The 17,829-nt window shown below is 70.4% G+C and carries 14 protein-coding genes; 4 read left to right on the top strand and 10 right to left on the bottom strand.

Features of this window, described 5'->3' with window-relative positions:
- Nucleotides 1-132: 132 nt before the first annotated feature.
- The 4 genes from pbpC to WYO_RS05590 all read right to left on the bottom strand — a co-directional run bounded on the left by pbpC (nt 133) and on the right by WYO_RS05590 (nt 6,889).
- Entirely contained in the window at nt 133-2,154 is a 2,022-nt protein-coding gene (gene pbpC / locus WYO_RS05605) for a penicillin-binding protein 1C (protein ID WP_193375339.1), read from the bottom strand.
- 201 nt (nt 2,155-2,355) lie between these two features.
- Nucleotides 2,356-2,634, bottom strand: a complete 279-nt coding sequence (locus tag WYO_RS05600; RefSeq protein ID WP_244424071.1) for a hypothetical protein — start codon at nt 2,632-2,634, stop codon at nt 2,356-2,358.
- A gap of 103 nt (nt 2,635-2,737) precedes the next feature.
- On the bottom strand, nt 2,738-6,151 hold the full coding sequence (locus WYO_RS05595; RefSeq protein WP_007560072.1) for an acyl-[ACP]--phospholipid O-acyltransferase: 3,414 nt from the start codon (nt 6,149-6,151) through the stop codon (nt 2,738-2,740).
- A gap of 543 nt (nt 6,152-6,694) precedes the next feature.
- Complete coding sequence (locus tag WYO_RS05590) at nt 6,695-6,889, bottom strand: hypothetical protein (protein WP_244424069.1); 195 nt, start codon at nt 6,887-6,889, stop codon at nt 6,695-6,697.
- A gap of 260 nt (nt 6,890-7,149) precedes the next feature.
- Between WYO_RS05590 and WYO_RS05585 the strand changes: the two genes are divergently transcribed.
- Entirely contained in the window at nt 7,150-8,169 is a 1,020-nt protein-coding gene (locus WYO_RS05585; protein WP_007560068.1) for an SDR family oxidoreductase, read from the top strand.
- Between the two features lie 142 nt (nt 8,170-8,311).
- Entirely contained in the window at nt 8,312-9,187 is an 876-nt protein-coding gene (locus tag WYO_RS05580; protein ID WP_039902356.1) for an MBL fold metallo-hydrolase, read from the top strand.
- Here WYO_RS05580 and WYO_RS05575 read toward each other — a convergent pair.
- From WYO_RS05575 to nthA, 3 genes are read right to left on the bottom strand one after another with little or no spacing between them, the layout of a single operon-like run.
- The gene (locus WYO_RS05575; RefSeq protein ID WP_007560063.1) at nt 9,175-9,498 is read right to left on the bottom strand and encodes a nitrile hydratase accessory protein; all 324 of its coding nucleotides are present in this window, start codon (nt 9,496-9,498) and stop codon (nt 9,175-9,177) included. The genes WYO_RS05580 and WYO_RS05575 overlap by 13 nt on opposite strands.
- Nucleotides 9,495-10,154 (bottom strand): nitrile hydratase subunit beta, encoded by a 660-nt coding sequence (gene nthB, locus WYO_RS05570; RefSeq protein ID WP_007560061.1) that lies wholly within the window; start codon nt 10,152-10,154, stop codon nt 9,495-9,497. The genes WYO_RS05575 and nthB overlap by 4 nt, the downstream gene beginning before the upstream one ends.
- A complete protein-coding gene (nthA, locus tag WYO_RS05565) occupies nt 10,151-10,804 on the bottom strand; it encodes a nitrile hydratase subunit alpha (protein ID WP_007560059.1) in 654 nt (217 codons plus the stop codon). Before nthA ends, nthB begins: the two co-directional genes overlap by 4 nt.
- Before the next feature lie 200 nt (nt 10,805-11,004).
- On the opposite strand from nthA, the gene WYO_RS05560 reads away from it, so the two are divergent.
- Nucleotides 11,005-11,709: a sigma-70 family RNA polymerase sigma factor gene (locus tag WYO_RS05560; RefSeq protein ID WP_039902324.1), complete on the top strand. Its 705-nt coding sequence runs from the start codon at nt 11,005-11,007 to the stop codon at nt 11,707-11,709.
- Nucleotides 11,710-11,957: 248 nt separating this feature from the next.
- On the opposite strand, the gene WYO_RS05555 is transcribed toward WYO_RS05560, so the two are convergent.
- Nucleotides 11,958-12,206: a hypothetical protein gene (locus WYO_RS05555; protein ID WP_007560054.1), complete on the bottom strand. Its 249-nt coding sequence runs from the start codon at nt 12,204-12,206 to the stop codon at nt 11,958-11,960.
- 119 nt (nt 12,207-12,325) lie between these two features.
- Between WYO_RS05555 and WYO_RS05550 the strand changes: the two genes are divergently transcribed.
- Entirely contained in the window at nt 12,326-14,656 is a 2,331-nt protein-coding gene (locus WYO_RS05550) for an FdhF/YdeP family oxidoreductase (protein ID WP_007560052.1), read from the top strand.
- A gap of 12 nt (nt 14,657-14,668) precedes the next feature.
- Here the strand turns inward: WYO_RS05550 and WYO_RS05545 are convergent, their stop codons facing one another.
- Together WYO_RS05545 and WYO_RS05540 are read right to left on the bottom strand one after the other, a co-directional pair.
- On the bottom strand, nt 14,669-16,060 hold the full coding sequence (locus WYO_RS05545) for an amidase (RefSeq protein WP_007560050.1): 1,392 nt from the start codon (nt 16,058-16,060) through the stop codon (nt 14,669-14,671).
- A 5-nt stretch (nt 16,061-16,065) separates the two neighbouring features.
- On the bottom strand, nt 16,066-17,667 hold the full coding sequence (locus WYO_RS05540; RefSeq protein WP_039902354.1) for an ABC transporter substrate-binding protein: 1,602 nt from the start codon (nt 17,665-17,667) through the stop codon (nt 16,066-16,068).
- Between the last annotated feature and the right edge of the window lie 162 nt (nt 17,668-17,829).

The following is a 17,829-nucleotide window of genomic DNA, read 5'->3' as shown; positions in this document are numbered from 1 at the left end:
GGCGAGCACTAGACCGGTATTCGTTGATGAGCGATGAATCCGGCGAGGAAGATCTGCGTCCACGAACGTATTGTCGGGTGCAGAGTGACGCACCCCAGGCATTTTCGTCGGCTCAATCTCTGGACCGGCCGCTCACTCGATCCGGATGGAGACGCTGTCACTCGCGCCCGTTGCATCGAGAACCGAGATTCGCGCGAATCCGGCCCCGCCCGGAACCCACTCGGCCCGGCGCCGCGGCGTCTGTGCCACGGGCTGGCCGTCGACCAGCCAGGTCAGCGGCGGAACCCCGCCGAGCGCCTTGAGGGCGAGACCTTGGCCTGCTGTGTCGCGCTCGTCCCCGCGCTCGCCCGCGAGGCCCAGATCGATCTTTGCGCCGTCCGGGGGATAGGCGATCTTGAGCGCCGGGCCCTGCGTCTCCGCCCCGTCGCGATGCAGGCGCCGCAGCGGCGGCGGCAGGCCGCCGGCCTCGGCGACGCTCAGCACGTTGCGGGGCTGCGGGATCGGCTCGGGCTCGATCCCGAGCCGCGCGAAGGCGTCGAACAGGATCGGGGCGGCGGCCACCCGGCCGACGAGGCCCGGCACCGCCGCGCCGTCGGGCCGGCCGATCCAGGCCACCACGGTGACGTGCCGGTCGAAGCCGGCGGCCCAGGCGTCGCGGTAGCCGAAGGAGGTGCCGGTCTTGTAGGCGATGCGGTTCGTCAGCGCGTTCTCCGGCGGCGGCGTCCCGCGCAGGATGTCCGCGACGTACCAGGCCGCCACCGGCTCGGTCACCCGGTGCTCCGGGCCGGTCCCGGCGGCGTCTCCGGCCCGGCGCAGGATGTCCGGCACCGACCCGCCGCGGGCCAGTCCCGCATAGAGCCGCGCGAGGTCGGTGAGCGTGATGCCGAGGCCGCCGAGCGCCACCGGCAGGCCCGGTGCCGCCTCGCGCGGGAGCTGGATCCCGGCGCCGGCCGCGCGCAGCCGGGCGATGAAGCGCGCCGGCCCGACCGCCTCCATCAGCGCCACCGCGGGCACGTTGAGCGAGAGCTGCAGGGCGCGCCGGGCCGTGACCGTCCCCTGGAAGGTCAGGTCGAAATTCTCCGGCGCGTAGTTCGCCGAGAACCGGGCCGGGCGGTCCTCCAGCAGCGTCTCGGGATGGGCGAGGCCGTTCTCGAAGGCCAGCGCGTAGACGAAGGGCTTTAGGGCCGAGCCCGGCGAGCGCACGGCCAGGGTCATGTCGATCGCCCCGCGCCGGCTCGAGTCCAGGTAGCCGGCGCTGCCGACCTGGGCGAGGACGCGGCCATCGCGGTTGTCGAGCACCACGATCGCCGCGGAGAGGGCCGGCCCGGCCGCGGCGGCGCGCTCGGCCGCGAGCGTCTCCAGCCGCGCCTGCAGCCGCCCGTCGATGGCGAGGCGGATCACCGGCGTCCCGGGCTCGGCCGCCACCGCCGCCTCGGCGGCGTGGGCTGCCAGCATCGGGAACGGCTGTCGCGCGGTCGGCACCGGCTCCGCCTTGGCGGCGGCGGCCTCGGCGGCGCTGAGGAGGCCCCGGCTCGCAGCGAGGTCGAGCACTCGGTCGCGGGCGGCTCGGGCGCGGTCCGGGAACCGGTCGGGCCGGCGGGTCTCGGGGGATTGCGGCAGGGCGACCAGCAGGGCGGCCTGCGCCGTCGTCAGCCGCACCGGCTCCCGGCCGAAATAGGCGAGGCTCGCCGCCCGCACGCCTTCGAGCGGGCCGCCATAGGGGGCGAGCGCCAGGTAGAGGTCGAGCAGGGCCGCCTTGCCGAGCTGCCGCTCCAGCGCGACCGCCCGCACCATCTGCCGGAGCTTGGCCTCCAGCGAGCGCCCGTGGCGCGGCTCGACCAGGCGGGCGACCTGCATCGACAGGGTGGAGCCCCCCGACAGGATCCGCCCGTGCCCCAGCCATTGCGCTGCGGCCCGCAGGATCGCCGCCGGGTCGACGCCCGGATGGGATTCGAAGCGCCGGTCCTCGTAGGCGAGAAGCATCGCCCGGTAGCGCGGATCGACGGTCGCGGCGGTGACCGGCAGCCGCCAGCGGCCGTCCGCGGTGGCGAAGGGGCGCAGCAGCGTGTCGGACCGGTCGAGCACCACGGTGGAGCGCGCCGAGGCCGCCGCGAGGTCGAGGGGCGGCAGCGCCGCGGCGTAGCGCCAGACCATCCCGGCGCCGGCCGCCAGGAGCCCCAGCACGAGCGCCGCGATCGCCAGGCTCACCCTCGCGGCACGGCGCAAGCTGCGCCGGGACGATGTGGCTGTGCTCGGATCAGGCCCGTGGTCCGGCACGCATCCTCCTGCTCCCGAGTCCGCCAGCGCGCACAGATTCACCGATCCGGCGGCGCCGGCAAGTCCCGGACGGGCGGCTCAGCCGAGGCTGACGCCGCGCAAATCCGGGATTGCCGGACGTACCGCCTGTCCCACCCGGATCGGGAACGGCACGATGTTGGACGCGGGAGCTGCGGGCTCGGTCTCGAGGATCTGCGGCGCGGCCTTGTGGGCCTTGCCGGGCTTCGTCCAGCGCGCGATCCGCTTGAAATAGGCCCGCCGGGTCAGCCAGATCGGAAATCGCCTGCCCTTGTGCATGTTCAACCCCTCGTCGACACGCGTTTGAATCGCGAAATCCAGTCCACGAACCTCGATCACTGGGGAATGATCGAATCATGACTGTATTCGTGATACGAGGGCATCGGGCCTGCGCCCGCATCCCCCGTTTGGGTGATGCGGGCCGGCCGGGTGGGACAGGCGGTCAGGCGGCGGCAATTTCCTTGGCCCGTTCCTGGGCCAGCTTGACGACGGAGACCTGGTCGACCTTGCCGGTGCCGAGCATCGGGATCGCGTCGAGCACCACCACCTCGGCGGGGATCGCCACGTCGGAGGCGCCGCGCCCCTTGGCGAAGCTCTGGAAGGCCGCCCGGGTCGCCCCCTTCTCCTGCGTGAACAGAACCAGCCGCTCGCCCTTGCGCGGATCCGGCACGGCCGCGACCGCGCTCGGCTGGTTCGGCCAAAGCTCGGCGGCGAGCGCCTCGATGCTGGCGAGCGAGACCATCTCGCCGGCGATCTTGGCGAAGCGCTTGGCCCGGCCCTTGATCGTCACGAAACCCATGGCGTCGATCGCGACGATGTCGCCGGTGTCGTGCCAGCCATCCGGCGGCGGCTCCAGCACGCCGGGCTTCTCCGCCCGCAGGTAGCCCAGCATGATGTTGGGACCCCGCAACGCGAGGCGGCCGCCCTCGTCGATCCCGGGCACCGGCTCCAGGCGGGTCTCGATCCCGGGCAGGATCCGCCCGACCGTACCGAAGCGGTTGAACATCGGTGTGTTCAGCGCGACCACCGGCCCGCACTCGGTGACGCCGTAGCCTTCGAGGATGCGCAGCCCGAACTTCTCGCCCCAGGTCTTGCGGGTGGATTCCTTCACCGCCTCGGCGCCGGCCACGACGTAGCGGAGCGAGCGCAGATCGTAGGAATGCGCGGCCCGGGCGTAGCCGGACAGGAACGTGTCGGTGCCGAACAGGACCGTGCTGTTCGAGCCGTAGATCAGCTCCGGGACGATCCGGTAGTGCAGCGGCGACGGGTAGAGATAGACCGGCACGCCCGAGACCAGCGGCAGGACCAGCCCGGCGGTCAGCCCGAAGGCGTGGAACACCGGCAGGACGTTGAACACCTTGTCGGTCGGGCCGAAATCGATCCGGGCGGCGACCTGGGCCACGTTGGCGAGCATGCAGCGGTTGGCCAGCACCACGCCCTTGGGCGTGCCCTCGCTGCCCGAGGTGAACAGGATTGCGGCCGGGTCCTCGCCCAGGCGCTTCACCAGGGGCTTCCGGCCCGCGAGGAGCGCCCGGATCTTGTCCGGCGTCGTGACGGTCGCGCGCAGGTCTTCCAGGTAGACCAGCTCGACGGTCCCCTTGATCGCCTCGACGAGGGTCCCGAGCCGTCCCTTCTCGATGAAGGCCCGGGAGGTCAGGATCTTGTCGACCTGTGCCGCCCGGCAGGCGGAGAGGACGTTGGCCGCCCCGGCGGAGAAGTTGATCATCGCGGGCACCCGGCCCGCGGAGGCCAGGGCGAACAGGGTCACGGCCGCGCCGTTGGCGTTGGGCAGCATCACGCCGATCCGCCCGCCCTCGGGGGCGAGGGGCATCAGCTTGCGGCCGAGCACGTTCGCACCGGTCACGAGACGGCTGTAGGTCAGGCGGCCGGTGACCGGATCCTCGACCGCGGTGCGGCGCCAGCCGTGGCGCTCCCCGGCATCGATCAGCGCCGCCATCAGGCCGCGGTTCGTGTCGGCGGTGCGGAACAGCAGGTCCGACATGATGCCGTAGAGCGCCGCCCCGGCGGCCTGCCGGCGGGCCTTGCCGCGCAGCGCCGGGTCCACGGTGAGGCGGACCGGCGGCAGCACCGTCACGGTCACCTTCGGCCACCAGCGGCGGCGCACCTGCGAGCGGGACAGGCGCGAGAATGCGGTCCGCTCCAGCCCGTCGATCTTCACGGGCACCACCATGGCCCCCGACTTGTCGGCGATCAGCCCGGCGCCGTCATAGACCTTCATCAGGCTGCCGGTGACCGTGAGACGGCCTTCGGGGAAGATGATCAGCGTTTCGCCGCTCTTGACCGCATTGATCAGCGTCCGCGTGGCGAGCGGCCGGGTCGGGTCGAGCGGCATCGCCTTGGTGACCCGCAGGAACGGCCGGACCCACCAGCGCTGCGCGATGCCGCTGTCGACCGCGAAGACCGGCTCCTGATCGAGCAGCGACAGGGCCAGCGGCGCGTCGAGGAACGAGACGTGGTTCAGCGCCAGGATGCAGTTCGGTCCGGCCGCCGCGACGTTGTCGAGCCCGCGCACCTCCAGCCGGTAGAAGGCCCGGAACAGGATCGACAGCGCGTCCCGGAACGGGCTGGTCGGCAGGGTCGCGAATACGAGGACGCCGACGACCAAGTTCAGCACCGCCACCAATGCGAGCAGGCTGGCGATCGACAGGTCCATGGCCTGCAGCCCAGCGAGCGCCAGGGTGCCCGCGACCATGAAGGCCGCGGTGACGACGTTGACCGCCCCGATGATGCGGGCGCGCATCGCCTTCTCGGTCCAGGCTTGCACGGCCGCGAAGGAGGGCACGATGTAGAGCCCGCCCGACACGGCCAGCCCGAGGAAGCCGATGGCGGTGCGCAGCCCGTCGCCGCTGCGCAGGAAGTCCAGCGGACCGATCGCCTCCGCGGGCGGCGGCGGCATGGACCCGATCGTCCAGGCGAGGTCGAGGCCGAACAGGCCCATCAGCACCGCCCCGACGGGCGTCGGCAGCAGCACGATCCGGCCGCTGGCGAGCCACGAGGCCAGCCCCGACCCCACGGCGATGCCGATGGAGAACAGAGCCAGCAGCACGGTGATCACCGTCTCGGTGCCGTTGAAGGCGTCACGCACCAGAACCGGCAGGAGCGAGAGCACCACCACGCCGACCAGCCAGAACCAGCTCACCGTCAGCGAGCCGCGCCACAGGCGCGTGTCGGCCCAGAGGTCGCGCAGCAGCGAGACGGTCGAGCGCGCCACGTTGCGGTCGACATGGAGGTCCGGCGCCCCCTCCCCGGTTGGCGGGATCATCCGGGCCGACAGCCAGCACAGAACCGCGAAGCCCATCACCAGGGCGCAGAAGACCAGGCCGGAGCCGCCCATCGCCGAGGCCGCGCCGGCGGCGATCGTGCCGAGCAGGATCGCCAGGAAGGTCGCGGCCTCGACCAGCGCGTTGCCGGCGGGCAGCTCCTCGCGGCGCAGGTGATCCGGCAGGATCCCGTACTTGATCGGGCCGAACAGCGCCGCGATCGTCCCGAACAGGCCGAGCGCCACGAACAGCACCGGCACCGAATGCAGCAGGAAGCCCAGCACCGCGGTGCCGGCGGCGAAGATCTCGGCGAATTTGAGCCGCCGGGCCATCAGCGCCTTGTCGTAGCGGTCGGCCCATTGCCCGCCCAGGCCCGACAGGACGAAGAACGGCCCGATGAACACCGCGCTCGCCAGGGTAACGAGCACGCCCGCATGCGCATAGGCCTGCCCGCCGATCCCGAACAGGATCAGGAATCCCAGCGCGTTCTTCAGGAAGTTGTCGTTGAACGCCGAGAAGAACTGGCACCAGAACAGAGGCGCGAAGCGCCGGGCACTCATCAGGGAACGGAACATGGCGATCTCTCGGTTCCGAACCTGACTGGCCCAGCCGATGCGTCGAGGTCAAATCGGACCAGCGTTGGGCGGCGGCTGCACGGTCGCAATGAACAGGTTTGCGCTTCATTCCGAAGACGGTGCGGGCGGCTCCACGATATTAGTCCGTGCGTCTTTCCCGACGGCCGGCAGGATCGATAGGTCGCGCGCGGTGCTATCGAAAAAACGTGGCTGTCCCTCGCGGAGCGTTCAGCGCACGCCGTCATTGCGAGCGCAGCGAAGTAACCCTGGGCAGCGCGCCATCCCTGGAAGTGGCGCATCACTCGGTTGCTTCGCTGCGCTCGCAATGACGGTTCGGCAACTGCCAATTCGATCGGCGGACATCCCGATCGTCCTCTCGGCCTGAGGCGCTACTGCCGCGCGGGATCGCGCTGCCGGTTCGGAAGAGTCCTTTCGCCGCCTCTGGATGCGGGCGAGGTTGCGACAGCCGGGACCGAACCGTCTCGCGTCCAGGAACACGCGTCGAACGGCTGCAGCCAATCAGGTGTGGACGAGCGCCGTCCCTCAAACCTTCCGGACTGCGCGCCCGTGGCCGCCGGCCATCCGGCCGATCTGGCGCTCGACGGCGTCCCGCAGGGATGCGCCGAGGTCGTAGGACCAGGCGATGTAGGCCGCGATCGTCGCGCTCACGACCATCACGGCGCTGGCCGCGCAGAGCGGCACCGCAAGCAGCAGGGTCAGGACCAGACCGACCGACATGCGCTCGCCAAGCGACGCTTGCGGCCAGGGATCGATCGGCAGGGACAAACGTCGTCCGTATCGCATGGCTGCGATCCTCGATGTCCGTGGCGCTTGAACTGTGTGCGACTACCGAGAACCAACAGCGCTCGGCGCCGGATGTTGCGCAAAGGGTTCCGAAAAGACCGGCGGCCGTGACGTTCCGGCACGGTGGTGCGGCGCAACCGGGGGCGGCCACGTCCGTTGCCGCAGCGATTCGTCAACGATCGGGTGAGGACAGGATGGCGCGGGTTGCAGTCGTTACCGGAGGGACCGCCGGAATCGGGCTCGCGACCGCGCATCGCCTCGCCGCCGGCGGCTGGTCGGTCGCCATCGTGGCGCGCGATCCCGGGCGGCTCGCCGCTGCCGAGCGGGCGCTCGCCGCCTACGGCCAGCCGGTGCTGGCGATCGCGGCCGACGTCGCCGACCCGCAGGCCGTGGACGCCGCCGCCGCGCGGATCGAGGCCGAGCTCGGACCGATCCGGGCCTGGGTGAACAACGCCATGTCCACCGTGGTGAGCCCAGCCGATGAGATCACCCCGGACGAGTACCGGCGGGTGACCGAGACCACCTATCTCAGCCAGGTCTACGGCACCCTCGCGGCGCTGCGTTACATGAAGCGGCGCAACCGCGGCGCGATCATCCAGGTCTCGTCCGGCCTCGCGATCCGGGCGGCGCCGCTCCAGGCGCCCTATTGCGCGGCCAAGTTCGCCGTCTCCGGCTTCACCGACGCCCTGCGCTGCGAGCTGCTCCACGACGACGTCGCCGTCAGCCTCAGCGTGGTCTACCTGCCGGCGGTGAACACCCCGCAATTCAACTGGGCGCGCAACCACACCGGTCACCGCCAATACGCCCCGGATCCGGTCTTCGACCCGCGGCTCTGCGCCGAGGCGATCGTCTACGCCGTCGAGCATCCGCGCCGGGAGGTCTGGGTCGGGCGCTCGTCGATGATGATGGCCGCCGCGCAGGCGCTCGCCCCCGCTTTGGCCGACCGCAAGGCCGCCTCGATGTGGTCCGCCCAGCTGTCCGACACGACGATCCCCGAGATGGACGGGAACCTCTACGATCCCGTACCCGGCGAGGTCGGCATCGATGGGCGCTTCACCGATCGGATGAAGACCACGCGGGGCGAGTTCGTCACGAGCCGCACCCGGGACACGGTGGTCGGCGGCCTCGCCGGGCTGGCGCTGCTGGGGCTCGCCGCCGCGGCCGTGGCGGCCACCCGGCCCCGGCGGGCTGCGCTCCCGGACCGGACTCGCTAGACACGTCCTGGTTTCAAAAGGTCCGAGACCTTTTGCGGGTCCAGGGCGGAGCCCTGGTCGTTCGGGGTTCATCCCCCGAACCCCGCCGAAGGGCTGCACTCTTTGGAAACCCGGGGCCATGCGCCAGGAGAGGTTCGAGACGATGCCCGGCTATCTGCCCTTTGCGGGCGCCCTGAAGCTGCCCGCCTATACCTGCGACAATTGCGGATTCTGGCAGCGCCATTTCGAGGCACCCCCGTCCTGCCCGATGTGCCTCGACGCTCGGCACGTGGTGCCCCAGGACGGCTGGCGGTTCCGCACCGCCCGGGAGGCGCAGGACGCCTTTCCCTGCCACTGGCAGGAGCTGGAACCCGGCGTCTGGCGGTTCTGGAACGAGCCGGTCTCCGGCATCGGCCCCTCCGCCTATCTGATCCGGACCGACGCCGGGAATATGGGGTTCGAGGGCTGCCCGGTCTTCAGCGAGGCCGCCCTCGACCAGATCGAGACGCTCGGCGGCATGCAGGTGCTCTCGGCCTCCCACCCGCATTCCTACGGCGCCCTGGTGCAGCTCCAAGACCGGTTCGACCCGGAATTGTGCCTGCCCGCGGCCGACTTCACCTGGAGCGCCGCCCTGCAGGTCAGCTGGCCCTACGACGACGTGCTGGAGCCCCTGCCCGGCCTGGAGCTGCACCGCACCGCCGGCCATTTCGACGGTCACGCCGTCCTGTTCGACCGCGCGCGCAAGATCTGCTTCTGCGGCGACGCGCTGAAGTTCGAGCTCGACCCCGCCGACCCGCGCCGGGCCACGACGATCTCGGCGCACAAGGCGTTCGTCCGGGGCGTGCCGCTGACGCCGAAGGAACTCGAACGCTACCGCCAGGTCTTCGCGCAATTCGAATTTGTTCAGACCTGGACGCCGTTCGAGGCAGCGAAGAATTGCGGCCGGCGCGAAGTTCTGGCGCTCCTCGACGCGCTTCTCGCAGGCCGCCCGCACGCCGCCCCGGTGCCCCTCGACAGCCTCCTGGCTCAAGGCCGGTAGAGCGGATCGTTCTCGAGCCGGATCGGCTGCCCGTGCGGCGTCGCCGCGGCGGCGCGCAGGAAGGCCGCGGTGCGCGCCGCGACGCTCTCGGAGGCCGTAACCCCACGCTCGGACAGGATAGTTTCCAGCGTGGCGAGCCAGGCGGCGTAATCGGCCGCCCGCTCCGGCCCGTCCGTCGGCCGGATCTCGCGCCCGAGACAATCGGCCCATTCCGTCCAGGTGAACAGCCCGGCTTCCTGCAGGGAGACCACCAGGGCGAAGACCTGGGCCTCCCAGGGGGCCGCGAAGGCCGTGGGCGACGGCGTGCTCACGCCGGCTCCAGATAGGGTTCGAAGGCCGCCACCGTGACGATCCCGCCCGGGTCGCCGCTCGCGCCCCACAATTCCTGAGCGGTGAAGCTGACGGTGTACAACCAGGTCGGGTTCTCGCCCGCCTGGTACGCATTGGTATCGGGGTACACGAACGCGCCCTCGACGCGCTCGACCCGGCCTCGGCGCCCGCGGGCGTAGCGCGGCAGGCGGGTATGCCCGGTGGGATGGGCGTTCCGGGCCAGAACGATGTCGCCGACCGCGAAACGGGCGGGTGCGGCCGGCTCGCGGCTGCTCGGGAAGCCGGCGCGGAACCGGGCTTCCAGCCCGTCCCGGGCGAGCACCCGCGCCACCGGCCTGGCCGGCTCGGACGCCCGACCCCCCGCGATCTCGTCGGGCGTCGCGAGGCCCGTGGCGGCGACCTGCTTCTCCAGGGCCGCCAGCCAGATCTCGTAGTAGCTCGACGCCAGATATTGCGCCGGCGGTAGCGACTCGCGGGTGGCGCGGCTGCCGTCGAGGTTCCAGGCGCCGGTGAAGCCCATCGCCATCGCCATCGCGAAGACGCGACGTTCCCAATCGGCGTGGAAGACCGGCTCGTCCGGCTCCGGCACAACGGGCCCGAACCCGTGCGCGCCGCCGAGGTCCTGGGCTCCGTTCATACCGGCATCTCCAGCGGGGTCGGCGGGACCGTGCCGGGCAGGCCGGTGCCGATCATCGCGTCGCGGGTGACGAGGGCGGCCAGAGCCTCCTCGGAGAACCCCGCGGTGTTCGCGGGACGCATCGGCAGGACCATGTAGCGGGTCTCGGCGGTGGAATCCCACACGGTGATCCGGGTGGTCTCCGGGATGGTGACCCCGAACTCGGCCAGGACGCCGCGGGGGTCGATCACCGCCCGGGCGCGGTAGGGCGGCGCCTTGTACCAGACCGGCGGCAGGCCGAGCACCGGCCAGGGGTAGCAGGAGCAAAGCGTGCACACGACGAGGTTGTGCGTCTCGGGGGTGTTGGCCACCACCACCATGTGCTCGCCGCCCCGGCCGCCGATGCCGAGCTCGGCGATCGCCGGGGTCGCGTCGGCGAGGAGCCGGGCCCGGTAATCGGGGTCGACCCAGGCTCGGGCCACGACCCGGGCGCCGGCATGCGGCCCGACCTTCGTCTCGTAGAGCTCGACCAGGGCGTCCAGAGCCGCGGGGTCGATATAGCCTTTCTCGGTCAGCAGGGATTCCAGCGCGCGGACCCGCGCCTCGACGGGCGAGAGATCGCTGCCGTGGGGATGGTCGTGTGCATGGTCGTGCGCGTGGTCGTGGCTCATCCCGCTCTCCTCACGAACCGTATTCTGCACCGATGCGGGATTGGGTGCCACACCCATGGGTCGAACACCATTCATCGCGGTTGCGCCGTCCTGCGTAAATTTCCCGATATTGCCGGGAGCGTTTGGCAATGGTTCAGGATTGCTGGGATACCCGGTTAGAGTCATTCCAGATAGCAAGACAGGGGCCTCAGGGAACGCGCATGATCGATGATGGATCGAACCCGCCGGCCGGCCCCACGCCCGAGAGCGCCGCGCCCCGCTACGCCACGATCCTCGGTCAGCACCTCGCCCTGCCGATCCGCGACTATTTCCAGATCGTCGAGCAGGAGCCGCTCCCGGCCCAGCTCGCCGGCCTCGTGGAGCGGTTCGAGGCCGCCGTGGCGGCGCACGGCCAGGTCGTGGCGTTCGACTTCCGCAGCGACATCATCAAGGCGCTTCCGGCCCTGCGCACCTTCGCGCTGTCCCTGGTCGGCGATGTCAGCCGGGCCGACGACCTCGTGCAGGAGACCTTCGTGAAGGCCTGGGCCAACCAGGCGCGGTTCCGGCCCGGGACGAACTTCACCGCCTGGCTGTTCACGATCCTGCGCAACCAGTTCTACTCGGAGTTGCGCAAGAACCGGCGCGAGGTCGAGGATGTGGACGGCACCCATGCCAGCCAGATGACCAGCCTATCCGACCAGGAGGATGCCAGCACGCTCAAGGTCGTGTGGAAGCAGCTCGGGACGCTCCCGGCCGCGCAGCGGCAGGCGCTGCTGCTGGTCGGCGCCGAGGGCCATACCTACGAGGAGGCGGCGACCAAGCTCGGCTGCCAGGTCGGCACCGTGAAGAGCCGCGTCAGCCGGGCGCGCTCCTCCCTCCTCGATACGCTGGGCGTGGTGGTGGCGGGGCAGGCCCCGGCGCCGTGAGACGACGCCATCGCGCGCGTCCCGGGTGGCGGTGGATCGGTGTGCTGTGCCCCCGCTGCGAGAATGACGGTCAGGCGCAGCCTGCTAAGCCCTATGCAGTCCTGCCCTGGGCATCGCATCCGTCTTCATCGACGCACGAGAGCAGGCCCCCGGCGGCGTGGGACCTGATCGCCCCCAGAAACTTTGGCGGTCGGTCCGGCCGCTCCGCGGAACCACCGCGCCGCCCCCGTCGTGTCGGGGCTGCCGGCTCAGATCCGCCGTTCGCCCGCCCCGGCGCGGCTCTGCCGGACGCGGTACACCGCGACCATCGCGGCGGCCGCGACGCCGGCGAGGATCAGCGAGGGCCGGATTCCGGTCCGCGCGGAGGCCCGGCTCAGAGCGACTTCCAGCGCCCCGGCCGTGTTGACCGCACGCGGCACGACCTGCGTGTGAAGATAATGCTCGGGGGCTGACGGCCCGGAGGGCTTGTGCAGCATGTAATCGCGGCCGATAACCATGTTAACCTCTGTTGTTGATGTATGTTGGGTGCGAATAAATTTCCGGGTCCGGGAATTCTTTTAGGAAACACCGGTCGATGGCAGGTGTTTCCCTGCCTTAGAGGCCCGGAGTTCACCTGTTGGAAAAGCCTACCTTCAAGCCGTACCGTCTGCCCTCCGGCGGATGGGGCTCGGCCTTCTCCGTCGGCAACATCCTGCGGCGTGAGGGCGTGCTGGCGAGCGTTCCGGTCGCGCTCACACGTCACAACAAGGTCGACGGCTACCAGTGCAACAGCTGCGCCTGGGTGAAGCCGGCGAGCCCCCTGCCCTTCGAGTTCTGCGAGAACGGGGTCAAGGCGGTGGCCTGGGAGCTGACGGCGCATCGCTGCACGCCGGACTTCTTCGCCAAGCACACGGTGACCGAACTCCTGGGCTGGGACGATTACCACCTCGAGCAGCCCGGCCGCCTGACCCACCCGCTCCGTTACGATGCCGCCAGCGACAAGTACGTGCCGGTCTCCTGGGGCCATGCGATCGAGGAGATCGCCCGCGAGCTGCGCGCCGTCGAGGACCGCAAGAAGGGCACGGTGTTCTACAGCTCCGGCCGCCTGTCGAACGAGGGGAGCTACCTCTACGGGCTGTTCGCCCGGCTCTACGGCAACAACAACCTGCCGGACTCGTCCAACATGTGCCACGAGACCACCTCGGTGGCGCTGCCGGCCAGCATCGGCCAGGGCATCGGCACGGTGGCGCTGGACGATTTCGGCAAGGCCGACTGCCTCCTGTTCTTCGGCCAGAACCCCGGCAGCAACGCGCCGCGCATGCTGCACCCGCTGCAGGAGGCGAGCCAGCGCGGCGTGCCGATCATCACCTACAACCCCCTGCGCGAGCGCGGGCTCGAGCGCTTCCTGAACCCGCAATCCCCCACCGAGATGCTGACCCGCAAGGAGACGCGGATCAGCTCGCAGTACCATCAGGTCAAGGCGGGCGGCGACCTCGCGGCGCTCGCCGGCATCTGCAAGGCGGTGCTGGCGCTCCACGACGCGTCGCTCGCGGCGGGCGGCGAGCCGGTTCTGGATGAGGCCTTCATCCAGGAGCACACCCACGGCTTCGACACCTTCCTCGCCTGGCTGGGGACTCAAGAGTGGGACGAGCTCGAGCGCCGCTCGGGGTTGCACCGGGCCGATATGGAATCCACCGCCAAGGTCTATAGCGTCTCGAAGGCGGTGATCGCCGTCTACGGCATGGGGCTGACCCAGCACCAGGCCGGCGTCGAGACCGTCCAGATGCTGGTGAACCTGCTGCTGATGCGCGGCAATATGGGCCGCGGCGGCGCCGGGATCTGCCCGGTCCGGGGCCATTCGAACGTCCAGGGTCAGCGCACGGTCGGGATCACCGAGAAACCCGAGCTGTTCCCCCTCGACCGGCTCGGCGCGCAGTTCGGCTTCGAGCCGCCGCGCGAGGCCGGCTACAACACGGTCGAGGCCTGCGAGGCGGTCCTCAAGGACGAGGTCCGCGCCTTCTTCATGCTGGGCGGCAATTTCGTCCGGGCGATCCCCGATCACGGCCAGATGGAGCCGGCTTGGCGCCGGATCCGCCTGACCGTCAACGTCATCACGAAGCTCAACCGCAGCGCACTTCTGCCGGGGGAGATCAGCTACATCCTGCCGGTGATCGGCCGGCTGGAGATCGATGAGACCCAGGCGGGCCCGCAGGTGCTCTCGATGGAGGACACCTCGGCCTGCGTGCACGGCAATCGCGGCCTGCGCAAACCCGCCTCGCCCCACCTGATCAGCGAGATCCGGCTGATCTGCGAGCTCGCCCAGAAGGTGCTCGATCCCAACCCGCGGGTGCGGTGGGACGCGTACAAGCAGGACTATGCCGAGATCCGGAAGGAGATCGGCCATACGCTGCCGGATTCGTTCTGGGACTACGAGCGGCGTATGTGGGAGCCGGGCGGGTTCCAGCGCGACATGCCGGTCAAGCGCCGCGAATGGTGCACCGATACCGGCCGCGCCAACTTCGTCACGCCGAACGCGCTGGACGAGGATGCCGACATGCCGGCGATCGGGCACGACGTGCTGCGCCTCATGACCCTGCGCAGCAACGACCAGTTCAACACCACCGTCTACGGCTACGACGACCGGTTCCGGGGCATCAACAACACCCGCAAGGTGGTGCTGATGAACCGCTCGGATATCGACCGGCTGGGGCTCAAGATCGGCCAGGCGGTGACGCTCAAGACCGTCGCGCATGACGGCATCGACCGCCAGCTCGCAGGTTTGCTGGTCGTGGCCTACGACATCCCTATCGGCTGCATCGGCGGCTACTACCCGGAATGCAACGTCCTGATGCCGATCTGGCACTACGCCACCGGCAGCAAGACGCCGGCGGCCAAGATGATCCCGGTCACGATCCATGCCGAGAGCGACCGTGTGCTCGCGCCGCAGCTGGAATACGCCGCCGGCTGAAACCCCGAAGCCTCAGACCGGCGGGCGGCGCCGATGCCAGTCGGTCGCCCGCTGGTAGGCCTGGCCGATCCGCAGGGCCATCGCCTCGTCGTAGCCCCGGCAGGTGATCTGCAGCGACAGGGGCAGCCCGGCGGATGTGAACCCGTCGGGCAGCGCCAGGGCGCAGAGGTCGAGGAGGTTGCCGAAGCGGGTGAACCGCGACGGCAGATGCGCCTCGTCGACCTCGGCGAGCGCCACGGCTGCGGCCTCTGTGGTCGGCGTCAGCAGGGCGTCGATCCCCTCCAGGGCGGCGGCATAGGCGACCTTCATGGCGGCCCGGCGCTGGAGCGTGCCGAGATACTCCTGAGCGGAGACCTTCGCGCCGGCGAGGATCCGGGCGCGCACGGCGTCGCCGAGCTGCGAGCCCGGGTCCTCGGCCAGCGCGCCGTTGACGAAATAGGCCTCGGCGTTGGTGATCCCGCTCATCGCCACGCAGTCGCTGAACCGGAACGGCAGGGCGACGTCGACGATCTCGGCGCCCTGCTGGGCCAGGAGTTCGAGGGCCGCGTCGTAGGCCGCCAGCATGTCGGCGGCGACGCCCTCGCGCTCGGCGTCCGGCATCCGCCCGAGCCGCAGGCCGCGCACGCCCCGGTTCAGGGTCGACCAGGGCGCGTCCGGGGCGATCCCCCGGGTCGTCGGGTCGAGCGGGTCGGGGCCGGAGATCGCCTCGTAGAGGAGCGCCGTATCCTCGACGGTCCGCGCCAGCGGGCCGGGCGTGTCCAGCGTCGTCGAGAGCGGCACGATCCCCCAGGTCGAGACGCGCCCGACCGTGACCTTCAGCCCGGTCAGCCCGCAGAAGGAGGCGGGCAGGCGCACCGAGCCGCCGGTATCGGTGCCGATGCCCCAGGGCGCCATCCGGGCCGCCACCGCGACCCCGGTGCCGCTGCTCGACCCGCCCGGCGTGCGCTGGGTCTCCGGATCCCAGGGGTTCCAGGGGGTGCCGAGATGCTGGTTGGTGCCCCAGCCGCCATAGGCGAACTCCACCGTGTGGGTCTTGCCCAGCACGATCATGCCCTGCGCGATCAGCCGCCGGGCGATGGTCGCGGTGCGCTCGGCCCGGCGCGCCCGGTGAGCGGCCGAGCCGCCCATGGTGATCCGGCCCTCCAGGTCGATCAGGTCCTTCAGCACCACCGGGACGCCGTGGAGCGGCCCGACCGCATGGCCGGCGCGGATCGCCCGGTCGGCGCCCTCGGCGGCCAGGCGCGCATCGGCGGCGAACACCTCCGTGAAGGCCTGGAGCTTCGGCTCCAGCTGCGCGACCCGGCCGAGCAGCGCGTCGACCGCGTCCACCGGCGAGAGTTTCCGCGATCCGATCGCCCGGGCGAGTTCGGCCGCGGAGGCGTCGACGAGTTCAAGATCAGCCATCGGGATCACTTCACGCTGACGAGGGTGAGGTCGACGAACCAGGATTGCGGGGAGACGAAGCCGTGGATCTTCTGCGACATCCCGCGCGGGTTGAGATCATGCACGATGAACAACCACGGCGGGTTGTCTACCAGCCGTTCGTGAGCGAGCGCCGTCTGCGCGTCGATCACCTTGGCATCGTCGGTCTCGGCCAGCGCCTTGAGGGCGGCGTCGAATGCGTCGTCCTTCCAGTTCGGGAAGTTGAAGCCGCCCGGCGGGAACCGGTCGCCCGCGAAGTAGCGCGCCATCACGCTCGGGTCGGACGAGGGCGAGGAGACGTTGAGCGCCATCGAGCCCTGGAGGCTCGGCGCGTCCGGCAGGGCCCGGCTCGAGTTCAGCAACACCTGCCACTCGACCACGTTGAAGCTCAGCTCGACGTTGCAGGCCTGCTTCAGGTTCTCCTGCAGGTACTCGTTCATCGGCATCGGCAGCATCTGGCCCGAGCCCGAGGACGAGATCATCACCTTGAGGCTGAGCGGCTTCTTGTCCGAGTAGCCCGCCTCGGCCAGCAGCGCCTTGCCCTTGGCGGCGTCGAACCCGTAGCGGTTCTTCGGCGCGCCGAAATTCGGGTCCTTGTCGTTCAGCCAGCCCGAGGCCGGCTCGGCGGTGCCGTTGAGCAGCTCGACGATGGCGGCCCGGTCGACGCAATAATTCAGCGCCTGGCGGACGCGCACGTCCTTCAGCGGGCTGTCCTTGGCGCCGATGTTGAAGATGTACGGCCAGACATGCGGGTAGGAACCCGTGGTGATGGTGAAGCCCGCCTGCTTCAGGGACGGGATCGCGTCGGGCGCCGGCACCTCGATCCAGTCGACCTGACCCGAGCGCAGGGCCGCGACCCGGGCATTCGCCTCCGGGATCGGCATCAGCCGGACCTTGTCGACCTTGGCCATCCGGTTCGGGTCCCAGTAGCCGTCGAACTTGGCGAGATCGACCGATTCCCGCGGCGCGACCCGGGTGATCTTGAACGGCCCGGTGCCGGCGGCCGGCAACGAAGCCACCTTGGCCCAGTCGCGCCCGGCCTTCTCGAAGGATTGGGGCGAGGTGAACAGCAGGTAGACCACCATGTCGGGGAAGTACGACGCGACCTGCGTGGTCGTGATCTGCACGGTGGCGTCGTCGATCTTCCTGTAGCTCCCGACCAGCGGCGCCCGGGCCCGGGAAATGCCGGCCCCCTGCGGCTCGAATTGCGGGCTGTCGTTCTTGAAGTAGCGGTCGAGGTTCCAGATCACCGCGTCGGCGTTGAACGGGGTGCCGTCATGGAAGCTCACGCCCCGGCGCAGGTGGAAGGTCCAGATCGTCTTGTCGCTCGGGTCCTGCTCCCAGCGCTCGGCCAGGGCCGGGATGATGCGGGCGAGCTTGTCGGTGCTCTTCAGATCCCATTGCACCAGCCCCTCGAAGATCGGGTAGCCGAGGAAGCGCATGCCCTCGAAGCCGTTATTGGGCATCCCCGTGGCCGTGGGGATGTCTGAGGCGGTCATGGCGATGCGAAGGACGCTCTCGGCATGGGCCGCGGGAGCCAGCGCCAGGGAACCGGCGAGGGAGTAGGCGAGCAGGCGGCGCAGTTTCATCGGATCCCGTTCGTCGACGTTGCGGGCCGCCACCGGCAAATCCCGCGCCAGATCGTGCGATAGTCCCGGCGCCCGATGACCGGCAGCGGCGCGTTTCGGCCCTTGCGCTCGGCGCGGGCTGCGCCACGATAATAATGAATGCGAGTCGCCGGCCGCACGAGC

Origin of the sequence: Methylobacterium sp. GXF4 (assembly GCF_000272495.1) — a bacterium.
Classification (GTDB): Bacteria; Pseudomonadota; Alphaproteobacteria; order Rhizobiales; family Beijerinckiaceae; genus Methylobacterium; species Methylobacterium brachiatum.
Note: the sequence above shows the minus strand (reverse complement) of the source record. Positions and strands in the feature narration are given on the sequence as shown.